This window comes from Kitasatospora sp. NPDC097691 (genome assembly GCF_040302665.1).
Lineage (GTDB): Bacteria > Actinomycetota > Actinomycetes > Streptomycetales > Streptomycetaceae > Kitasatospora.
Map to the genome: position 1 here is coordinate 23,481 of NZ_JBEORY010000085.1, position 9,236 is coordinate 32,716.

Below are 9,236 nucleotides of genomic sequence, written 5' to 3' on the forward strand. Positions count from 1 at the left end.
CCGCATCGGTCACCTCTGGCAGCCAGGGACGCGACGTCTGCAGGGTGCGACGTCCGCAGGGTGCGACGTCCGCAGGGACGCGACGGAGGCCGGCCCCGCCGTGGGGCCGGCCTCCGTCGTCTTCGATTCGCTTCCGCCGGGCGCTACTTGACCGCCGTCTTGCCGATGGTCGGCAGGATGAAGTCCTGGATCAGGCCCTTGGCGTCACGGACGATCGGCCGGAAGACCCGGTAGCGCGACAGGTTGATCACCCGGGCCGCCAGCGGCGTCGAGCGCCGGACGAACTCCCTGGTCCGCTCGGTGTCCGGGGTGCGGTCGAAGACCCAGTAGAGCACCACGATCATCAGGTGCAGCCACAGCACGTCGGGCAGCAGCTCGACCAGTTCGGCGTCCAGCTTGGGCGCCAGCTCCGAGCCCTGCAGGACCTCGCGGAACAGCTCGACCGCGGTGGCCCTGGCCGGGTGGGACTCGTTGGAGAACGGGCTCAGCGAGCTGGTCGGGTCGGCGGCGGTGCGGAAGAACTGCGCCGAGAACTCGTGGTACGGCGCGGCGGTGTCGAGCCAGGAGGTGAGCGCGATCTGCAGCCGCTCGGAGAAGTCCCGGGTGTGGGCCATGCGGCGCTTGGCGTCCTCCGCGTGGTCGTAGGTCATCCGGTCGTAGAACCCCTGGATCAGGAATTCCTTCGCCGAGAAGTAGTAGTAGGCGTTGCCCACCGAGACGCCCGCCTCGGTGGCGATCGCGCGCATGGTGGTCTTCTCGTAGCCCCGCTCCTGGAACAGCCGCATGGCCGTCTCCAGGATCAGTGCCCGGGTCGCCTCACTCTTGTCGGTCTTCGGCTGCGCCCGGCCGCCGGGCATCGGCCCGCCCTCCGTGCCGGGCGCGGCCGAATCCTCGGCCGTACCGTTCTCGCCGTCCGTTCGGTTCGTCGCTGCCAGGTCGTCCACGGGAACGAGCCTAGCCGGAGACGAGGTTCCAGCCGGTGTCGGTGTTCGTGGCACCGGGTGTCCCCTCCACACCCGGTGCCACGAACATCACCCCCCGCGATTCGAACACGTTCAAAAGGTTGGCAGAACTGTAGACGCTTCGGTTGAACATGTTCAACTCCATCTCTGTGGGAGGGTGGTCACATGATCAGTTCAGGAGAGGTCGTCATCCGGCGCGGTGGCGCGCAGGACGCGGAGTCGATCGCCGAGCTGCACGCCCGAAGTTGGCACACCACCTACCGGGGGATCGTCCCGGAGGAGGCGCTCGGCGACGGGATGGCCGCCCAACGGCGCGAACTGTGGGAGCTGCGCCTGGACGCGGACTACGGCGAGCCGGAGAACACGCCCGAACTGCTGGTGGCCGAACAGGACGGGGAGACGGCCGGGTTCGTCTATCTCGTCCCGCAGCCGGACGGCGGGGTGCTGATCGACAACCTGCACGTACGCCCCGGCCTGACCGGCGGCGGCATCGGCCGCGTACTGCTGGCCGCGGCCCGCGCCTTCGTCGCCGAGCGGCACCCCGGGGCCGAGCTCTTCCTGGAGGTGCTGCGCGACAACACCCGCGCGATCGCCTTCTACGAGCGCGAGGGCGCCGTGCGGGTCCGGGTACAGGAGGGTGTCTTCCCGGGCGGCTTCCTGCTGCCCGAGTACGTGTACGCCTGGCCGGGTCGGTCGGAGTCGTAGCCGGTCGACGGGGATCGGGCCGGGGATCAGGGCGGGACTCAGGGCCGGGAACGGCTCCGAGCGGGGTGGTCAGTCGACGTCGTAGACCGTCACCGGCACACCGCGTGCCGTCAGCCGGGCGGTGACCAGCGGCTCGACCTTCCCCCAGCGCCCGCCCGCCAGTCCGCAGCCGATCCGCGGCATGTGGACGGAGGCGCCGAGTGCGAGCGCGTGCTCGCCCAGGGTGGCCAGCCCGGTGTCGATCGCCTCGTACCGGACCGGCACCCCTGAGGAGCGTCCCGTCCGGATGCCGCGCTGACCGACCAGGTTGGCCACCCAGACGTACGGTTCGACCTGCACCAACTGCAGTGCGCCGAGGCCGAAGTCGTTCTTCGCCCGCTCCCGGTGCCAGCGCCGGAACGCGGCCTCGGGCTCGGGCCAGCGTCTGGAGAGCGCGAGCACGAAGCCCTTGCCCCAGCCGCCGAGATCGTTGCAGACGTGCGCGATCACCTTCACGCCCTTGCCGAGGGGCGTGGTGGCATCGCCTCGGACGTAGGTGATTTCCGCCATGACTCGAAGTTAGACGGAGGCACTGACAACCCGCTCGGAATTTTCCGCCGCGGCGTCAGCCGAGCGACCCGGAGCCGCGCCCTCCCACGCCGCGCCCTCCCGAGCTGCGCCCTCCCGAGCTGCGCCCTCCCGAGCTGCGCCCTCCGGAGCCGCCGACGGCCGGGGTGCCCGCAGGTGCCGCCGACCGGCCAGCGCGATCAGCAGCGCGAGCCCGGCGGCCGAGGCCGGCAGTGCGTAGCCGGTGCCGGGGGCGGTGTGCTCGGCGATCGTCCCGGCGAGCGCCGCGCCGGCCGAGATGCCGACCACGATGCCGGACACCGCCATCGCCATCCCCTCGTTGAACTGCCGCTGCGGCAGCAGCTCCTGGACCAGCGTCATCCCGGTCACCATGGTCGGCGCGGTGGCCGTGCCGGCTGCGAACAGCACCACCCCGAGCACCCCGAGCCCGGCCCCGCCCAGTCCGGCGGCGAGCGGCAGCAGCAGCACCCCGACCATTGCCGACGCCCCCGCGAGGAAGCGCGTGCCCGGCGCCCGGCGCGGCGTCAGCAACCCGAACAGCAGCCCCGCCACGCAGGATCCGGCCGCGACCAGGCCCAGCAGTGCGCCGGCCATCGCCTTGTGCCCCAGCGCGTCGGCGTACGCCACGGTGGTGATCTCGGTCGCGCCGAAGACCATGCCGGTCGCCAGGAAGGTCAGCACCAGGACCCGCAGCCCGGGCACCCCCAGCGGGGAGCCGTGCCGCTGCCCGGCCGGCGTCCGCCGCGCGGTCGTGGCGGGGGGCAGCGGCGGTTCGGTGCGTCGCTGGGCGGCGAACAGCAGGGCGCCGGTGGTGCCGAGCGTGCCCGCGGTGATCAGCCCGGCCTCGGGGGCGAGCGTGGTGCAGAGCAGCATCGCGAGCACCGGCCCGGCCATGAAGCAGAGTTCGTCCAGCGCCTGCTCGAAGGAGTTGGCCAGGTGCCGGGTGGCCGGGTCGTCCCGGTACAGGTGTGCCCAGCGGGAGCGGGCCATGCCGCCGAGGTTGGGTGCGGCGGCACAGGCCGCGGAGCAGAGGTACAGCGTCCAGTCCGGCGCGCCGAACCGGACGCAGAGCAGCAGCCCGGCGAGCGGAACGGCGTTGTACAGCGCGGCCGGTACCGTCACCCGCGCCTGCCCGTACCGGTCCACCAGCCGGCCGATCAGCGGCATCCCGATCGCGCCGGTGACCAGCCCGGCCGCCGAGACCGTCCCGGCCAGCCCGTACGAGCCGCGCCGCTCGGAGAGCAGTACCACCAGCGAGACGCCGGTCATCGACAGCGCGAGCCGGCCGAGCAGCCCGGCCAGGGTGAAGGCGGCGGCGCCGGGGGCCGCGAACAGCCGCCGGTAGGAGGCGGATCGGTCGGGGCCGGCGGGGACGGCGCGCGGGGGCAATCGGGCTCCTGAACAGGAAGAAGAAGGGGGGATGCCCCACAGCCTCGCCGCAGCGGCGGGCCGCCGTCCAACACCTGTTCCGCCGCACTGACAACGCGCTGTTGTTAATCTGCCGCCCATGCCCCGTGACCTGCACCCCCGCCTGCTCCGCGGCTTCGTCGCGACCGCCGAGGCCCTGCACTTCGGCCGGGCCGCCGAGCGGCTGCACATCGCCCAACAGGCGCTCAGCCGGGACATCCGCACCCTGGAGGGGTTGCTCGGCACCGCGCTGTTCACCCGGACCACCCGCAGCGTCGACCTCACCCCGGCCGGACAGCGGCTGCTGCCCCGGGTCCGCCGCCTCCTCGCGCTGCACGACGAGGTCCTCGCCGAGGCCGGAGCCGACGTCGGCGCCCGGCCGCTGCTGCTCGACCTCAACAGCGACGTCACCGGCCCGGACCTCACCGCCGACCGGGTGCTCGAACGGGCCCGCGCCGCCTGGCCCGAGGGCGAGCTGCTGGCCCGCTTCCACGGCGGCCTGGCCGCGGCCGCCGCCGAACTGCTGGCCCACCGGCTGGACGCCTCGTTCGGCCGGTTCGCCGGGCTGCCGGCCTCGGTGCGCGGTCGACTCGTCCAGCTGCCGGTGCGGTTGGAGCGGATCTCGCTGATGATGGCGGACACCCACCCGCTGGCCGGCCGCCCGGCGCTGTGCCCGGCCGACCTGGTCGGGCACCCCGTCGACATCTGCGCGGGCAACCCGGCCACCACCGAGTGGGCCGACCTCGGCACCCGGCTGCTGCGCGAGCACGGTCTGACGGCGGCGGACCCGTACGTCCCGCCGGTCGGTGTGGACGAGACCGCCCGCTACCTCGCCCGGCACGGCGATCCGATGCTGACCACGGTCGGCGGGCCGAGGATCCCCGGCACGGTGAACGTGCCGCTGGTGGACCCGGTGCCGCTGAGCCTGGTCAGCCTGGTGCACCGGCCCGACGAGCACCACCCGGGGCTGCACGCGCTGGCCGGCGCGGCCGCCCGACTGGGCGCGGTCGAGGGCTGGCTGCGTCGCCCGCCGGGCAGCTGGCTGCCGGACGCGGACGCGGCGCTGCTCCCGGCCGGGTAGCGGGGCCCGGCCTGCGGCAGGGAGCCGACCCGCGGAGGGCCTCGGCGGGTACGAGGGAGCCGCCCCTGCCTCGGGGGAGGGGCAGGGGCGGCGTACGGGGGGCGGGCTCGGCCCGCCGGCGGGGCCCGGGTCAGGCGGCCTTGACCGCGGAGATGTCGAAGTTGAGCTTGACCTTCTCGCCGATCAGCACGCCGCCGGTCTCCAGCGCCGCGTTGTACGTCAGCCCGAACTCGGTGCGGTCGACGACGGCCTTGCCCTCGAAGCCGACCCGCTCGGCGCCGTACGCGTCGGTGGCGCTGCCGGTGTACTCCAGGTCCAGGACGACCGGGCGGGTGGTGCCCTTGATGGTGAGCTCGCCGGTCATCCGGTAGGCGTGGTCGCCGAGCGGCTCGGCGGAGGTGCTGCGGAAGCGGATCTCCGGGTGCGTCTCGGCGGCGAAGAAGTCGCCGGTGCGCAGGTGTTCGTCGCGCTGGGTCTGGTTGGTGTCGATGCTGCCGACCTTGATCACCAGGTCGGCCGAGGAGTTGTGGGGGGTGGTGCCGTCCAGGTGCAGCGTGCCGTCGTACTCGGTGAAGCGGCCCTTGACGTTGGTCACCATGGCGTGGCGCACCGCGAAGCCGATCTCGCTGTGCGTGGTGTCGATCGCCCAGTCGCCGGTGAGGTGGGCGAGGTCGGGGCCGGCCGAGGTCCGGACGGTGGCGGCGGCGGGGACGGCGGTCTTGGTGCGGTTGAAAAGGCCCATGGCTCCTCCTCGGGTCCGAAGCCATTTGTTTAGGCTTCAACTTGTTGGCTCCAGCGTAGGGCAGTTTCGTTCAACTTTCAACCATGAGTCCGGGGCTTCATCCGAACGGCTCAGCGGACCGGCTCTGTCAGCCCTCCCGACTAGGCTGCGAAGGACGGTTCCACCCGCCCGGAAGGCCTCCGATGTTCGTCCTGCACGCGCTCTGGCGGACGGACGGGCAGTTGGCGCTCTGGGCCGAGGACGCCCGCGCCCACCCCGACGCCGCCCACCCGGGCAGCACCGCCCACCCCGGCCCCGCCGAGCCGCAGCCCGACCGGCCCGTCCCGCGCGCCCACCCGTACGCCTGCCCGGCCGGCGAGCTGGCCGCCGTGCTCGGCGGCATCGGCCCCGGCCTCGACTGGCTCGCCGGGCAGGCCCCCGAGCGCTGGGCCACCCTGCTGCTGCCCACCGTCGGCTCCGCCCCCGTGCCCTCGCCCGACCTGTCGGTCACCCCGCCGCGCGGCGGCGCGGTGCTCGCCCCCTGGCGGGTGCCCGCCCTGCTCTTCGACGCCGGGGCCGCCGCCCAGCTGCTCGGCGAGGTCTTCGACCCGCACTGGGCTGTCACCGGCACCGACCTGCCCGGTGCCGGGCGCGTCGAGGTCGTCCACGGCCCCTCGCTGCGCTGGCTCACCGGGGTGCACGACCTCGCCTGGCGGGCGGTCGGCCGGGGCCGGGTGCTGCCGCTGCCGGTCCTGGCCGACGGCCGCCCGCAGGCCCGCTGGCGGCCCGATCCCACCCCGGCCGGGCGCCGCGAGGCCGCCGCACTGGCTGCGGGCTGCCCGCCCGTCCTGCTGGGGGAGTGGCCGCACGGCGCCGGCACCGGCGAGGCGCTGCTGGACGCCGTGCTGGGCGCCCTGGTGGACGCCGAGGCCCGTGCCGCCCTGGCCTCCGCGCCGCCCCTCCTCCCGGCCAAGGGCGGGCCGGCGCCCCCGGAAGCCGTCGCCGAGCGCTGGCTGCAGGCCCTCACCAGCCCCGACGGCCTCCTCGGCGACGTCCCGTCCGAGGGCTTCGCGGAGCTGCGCCGCCGGGTCGCCGCCTGGTACGCCGTCGCCGAGCCCACCGACCCCGCGCTGCGGCTCTGCTTCCGCCTGGTCGAGCCGCTCGGTCCCGGCCCCGACGACCCCGAGGGCAGCCCCTCCGACGACGCCTGGCGGCTGGAGTTCCTGCTCCAGGCCGTGGACGAGCCGTCCCTGCTGATCCGCGCCGCCGACCTGTACGAGGGCGGTGCCGCGCACGCCGCCCTCGCCCGCAAGGCCGACGACCCGGCCGACGTCCTGGTCGCCGAACTCGCCCGCGCCGTCCATCGCTGGCCCACCCTGGACGCCCTGCGCCACCGCGCCCGCCCGTCCACGCTGCCGCTGGACCGGGCGGGCGCGCTGGACTTCCTGCGCACCGGCGCGCCCGAGCTCGCCGAGGGCGGCTTCGGTGTGCTGCTGCCCGCCTGGTGGCGCCGCCGCCCCCGGCTCGGGCTCGCCCTGCGCGCCACCACCCCACCCGCGCCCGGCTCGCTCGCGGTGACCAGCCAGGTCGACCGGGACACCGTGGTCGCCTTCCGCTGGCAGGCCGCGCTCGGCCCGGACGGCGCCCCGCTCACCGAGCAGGAGCTGGCCGAACTGGCCGCCGCCAAACGGGGGCTGGTGCGGGTGCGCGGCACCTGGTTGGAGGCCGACCCGGCACAGATCGCCGCCGCGCTCGCCTTCCTCGCCGACCGGCGCGACGGCGTGCCGGAGGCCACCGCCGACCTGCTGCGACTCGCCCTCGACCCGCAGGCCTCGGTCGCCGGACTGCCGGTCGTGTCCGTCCACCTCGACGGCCCGCTCGGCGACCTGCTCGCCGGGCGGGCCGACGCCGCTCCCGCCCCGGTGCTGCCGCCGGACTTCCGGGCCGTGCTGCGCCCGTACCAGGAACGCGGGTTGGCCTGGCTGCGGACGATGTCCGGGCTCGGCCTCGGCGCCGTCCTGGCCGACGACATGGGGCTCGGCAAGACCGTCCAGACGCTCGCCCTGCTGGCCGCCGAGCAGGCCGAGCGGTCCGAGCGGGCCGAGCGGTCCGAGTCGCCCGAGGGTGACGCCGGTCCCACCCTGCTGGTCTGCCCGATGTCCCTGGTCGGCAACTGGCAGCGCGAGGCCGAGCGCTTCGCCCCCGCCCTGCGGCGGTACGTCCACCACGGCGCCGGCCGCCTGGGCGCCGGGCAACTCGCCGAAGCCGTACGGTCCGCAGACCTCGTCATCACCACCTACGGGCTGGTCCAGCGCGACCTCGCCGCCCTGCGTGCGATCCGCTGGCGCCGGGTGGTCGCCGACGAGGCCCAGCACATCAAGAACACCGGCACCGCGCAGTCCCGGGCCGTCCGCGCCCTGCCCGTCACCCGCCACCGGATCGCGCTCACCGGCACCCCGGTGGAGAACCGGCTCTCCGAACTGCACGCCGTCCTGGACTTCGCCAACCCCGGCCTGCTCGGCCCGGCCGAGCGCTTCAAGGAGCGCTACGCGATCCCGGTCGAGCTGCACCGCAACCCCGAGCGCACCGCCGAACTCCGGCGCCGCACCGCCCCGTTCGTGCTGCGCCGGCTCAAGTCCGACCCGGCGGTGGCGGCCGAGCTGCCCACGAAGCAGGAGATGACCGTCTGGTGCAACCTCACCGCCGAGCAGGCCGGCCTCTACCAGGCCGTGGTCGCCGACCTGCTGCGCCGGGTCGAGGGGATCCGGGGCGTCGAGCGGCGCGGCACGGTGCTGGCCGCGATCGGCAAGCTCAAGCAGGTCTGCAACCATCCGGCCCAACTGCTGCACGACGGGTCGGCGTTGGGCGAGCGCTCGGGCAAGGTCGCCAGGCTGGCCGAACTGCTGGAGGAGGCGTCGGCCGAGGGCGACCGGACGCTGGTCTTCACCCAGTACGCCGAGTTCGGTGCGATGCTCCGCCCGTACCTGGAGCGGCGGCTCGGCGAGGAGGTGCTCTACCTGCACGGCGGCGTGCCCCGGGCGCGTCGCGAGGAGCTGGTCGATCGCTTCCAGTCCCCGGGCGGGCCGGGTGTGTTCCTGCTCTCGCTGCGGGCCGGCGGCACCGGTCTCAACCTGACCGCCGCCAACCAGGTGATCCACCTGGACCGTTGGTGGAACCCGGCGGTCGAGGAGCAGGCCACCGACCGCGCCTTCCGGATCGGCCAGCGCCGGGACGTCCAGGTCCGCCGGCTGGTCTGCGTCGGCACCGTCGAGGAGCGGATCGACGAACTCCTCACCGCCAAGCGCGCGTTGGCCGAGACGGTGGTGGGGGAGGGGGAGCACTGGCTCACCGACCTGCCGACCGACGCGCTGCGCGAACTGGTCGCCCTCGCCCGGGAGGACGCGGTGGCCGAGGACGACGCGCCGGCCCGGGACACCGCAGCCCGGGTCGTCGAAGCCCGGGGCGCCCCGGCCCGGGGTGTCGTGACCGAGGAGGACGCGTGACCGAGCAGCCGACCCCCGTGGTCAACGTCGCCGCCTACTGGCGCGGCGACTTCACCCTGAGCCCCGCCCCGCCCGAGGAGGACCCGCACCGGCCGGACGAACCCTCGCCGCGCCGTCTCGGCCGCTCCGGCATCACCGTCCACGGCCGGGACCTCGCCGTCCTGCTCGCCCCCGCGTACGAGGCCTTCCGGGACTGAGAGCCGCCACTACCGTGCGGTAGCGTCCCGAGGGTGACCGACACCCACGACACCCGCACGTCCGACGACCGGCCTGCCGACACCCGGCTGGCC

The 9,236-nt window shown here is 74.7% G+C and carries 9 protein-coding genes; 4 read left to right on the forward strand and 5 right to left on the reverse strand.

Annotation, left to right across the window (positions count from 1 at the left end):
• Window positions 1–143 precede the first annotated feature (143 nt).
• Together ABTY56_RS36205 and ABTY56_RS36210 are read right to left on the reverse strand one after the other, a co-directional pair.
• Window positions 144–944: a TetR/AcrR family transcriptional regulator gene (locus tag ABTY56_RS36205; protein ID WP_350633871.1), complete on the reverse strand. Its 801-nt coding sequence runs from the start codon at window positions 942–944 to the stop codon at window positions 144–146.
• Window positions 945–954: 10 nt separating this feature from the next.
• On the reverse strand, window positions 955–1,095 hold the full coding sequence (locus ABTY56_RS36210) for a hypothetical protein (protein ID WP_350633872.1): 141 nt from the start codon (window positions 1,093–1,095) through the stop codon (window positions 955–957).
• A gap of 32 nt (window positions 1,096–1,127) precedes the next feature.
• On the opposite strand from ABTY56_RS36210, the gene ABTY56_RS36215 reads away from it, so the two are divergent.
• Window positions 1,128–1,667, forward strand: a complete 540-nt coding sequence (locus tag ABTY56_RS36215) for a GNAT family N-acetyltransferase (RefSeq protein ID WP_350633873.1) — start codon at window positions 1,128–1,130, stop codon at window positions 1,665–1,667.
• A gap of 69 nt (window positions 1,668–1,736) precedes the next feature.
• Here the strand turns inward: ABTY56_RS36215 and ABTY56_RS36220 are convergent, their stop codons facing one another.
• A complete protein-coding gene (locus ABTY56_RS36220; RefSeq protein WP_350633874.1) occupies window positions 1,737–2,216 on the reverse strand; it encodes a macro domain-containing protein in 480 nt (159 codons plus the stop codon).
• Window positions 2,217–2,225: 9 nt separating this feature from the next.
• Window positions 2,226–3,623: an MFS transporter gene (locus ABTY56_RS36225; RefSeq protein ID WP_350633875.1), complete on the reverse strand. Its 1,398-nt coding sequence runs from the start codon at window positions 3,621–3,623 to the stop codon at window positions 2,226–2,228.
• A gap of 118 nt (window positions 3,624–3,741) precedes the next feature.
• Here ABTY56_RS36225 and ABTY56_RS36230 point away from each other — a divergent pair, with 118 nt between their 5' ends.
• A complete protein-coding gene (locus ABTY56_RS36230) occupies window positions 3,742–4,722 on the forward strand; it encodes a LysR family transcriptional regulator (protein ID WP_350633876.1) in 981 nt (326 codons plus the stop codon).
• A 130-nt stretch (window positions 4,723–4,852) separates the two neighbouring features.
• Here the strand turns inward: ABTY56_RS36230 and ABTY56_RS36235 are convergent, their stop codons facing one another.
• Complete coding sequence (locus ABTY56_RS36235) at window positions 4,853–5,464, reverse strand: YceI family protein (protein WP_350633877.1); 612 nt, start codon at window positions 5,462–5,464, stop codon at window positions 4,853–4,855.
• Between the two features lie 182 nt (window positions 5,465–5,646).
• Here ABTY56_RS36235 and ABTY56_RS36240 point away from each other — a divergent pair, with 182 nt between their 5' ends.
• Together ABTY56_RS36240 and ABTY56_RS36245 are read left to right on the forward strand one after the other, a co-directional pair.
• Complete coding sequence (locus ABTY56_RS36240) at window positions 5,647–8,946, forward strand: SNF2-related protein (RefSeq protein ID WP_350633878.1); 3,300 nt, start codon at window positions 5,647–5,649, stop codon at window positions 8,944–8,946.
• Window positions 8,943–9,143 carry a hypothetical protein gene (locus ABTY56_RS36245; RefSeq protein WP_350633880.1) on the forward strand — a complete coding sequence of 67 codons (201 nt, stop codon included), beginning with the start codon at window positions 8,943–8,945 and terminating at the stop codon, window positions 9,141–9,143. Before ABTY56_RS36240 ends, ABTY56_RS36245 begins: the two co-directional genes overlap by 4 nt.
• The last annotated feature ends 93 nt before the right edge of the window (window positions 9,144–9,236 follow it).

Coding starts and splice junctions, on each gene's coding strand:
- ABTY56_RS36210 (WP_350633872.1), bottom strand. CDS start 1,095: ATGTTCAACCGAAGCGTCTACAGTTCTGCCAACCTTTTGAACGTGTTC.
- ABTY56_RS36215 (WP_350633873.1), top strand. CDS start 1,128: ATGATCAGTTCAGGAGAGGTCGTCATCCGGCGCGGTGGCGCGCAGGAC.
- ABTY56_RS36220 (WP_350633874.1), bottom strand. CDS start 2,216: ATGGCGGAAATCACCTACGTCCGAGGCGATGCCACCACGCCCCTCGGC.
- ABTY56_RS36230 (WP_350633876.1), top strand. CDS start 3,742: ATGCCCCGTGACCTGCACCCCCGCCTGCTCCGCGGCTTCGTCGCGACC.
- ABTY56_RS36235 (WP_350633877.1), bottom strand. CDS start 5,464: ATGGGCCTTTTCAACCGCACCAAGACCGCCGTCCCCGCCGCCGCCACC.
- ABTY56_RS36240 (WP_350633878.1), top strand. CDS start 5,647: ATGTTCGTCCTGCACGCGCTCTGGCGGACGGACGGGCAGTTGGCGCTC.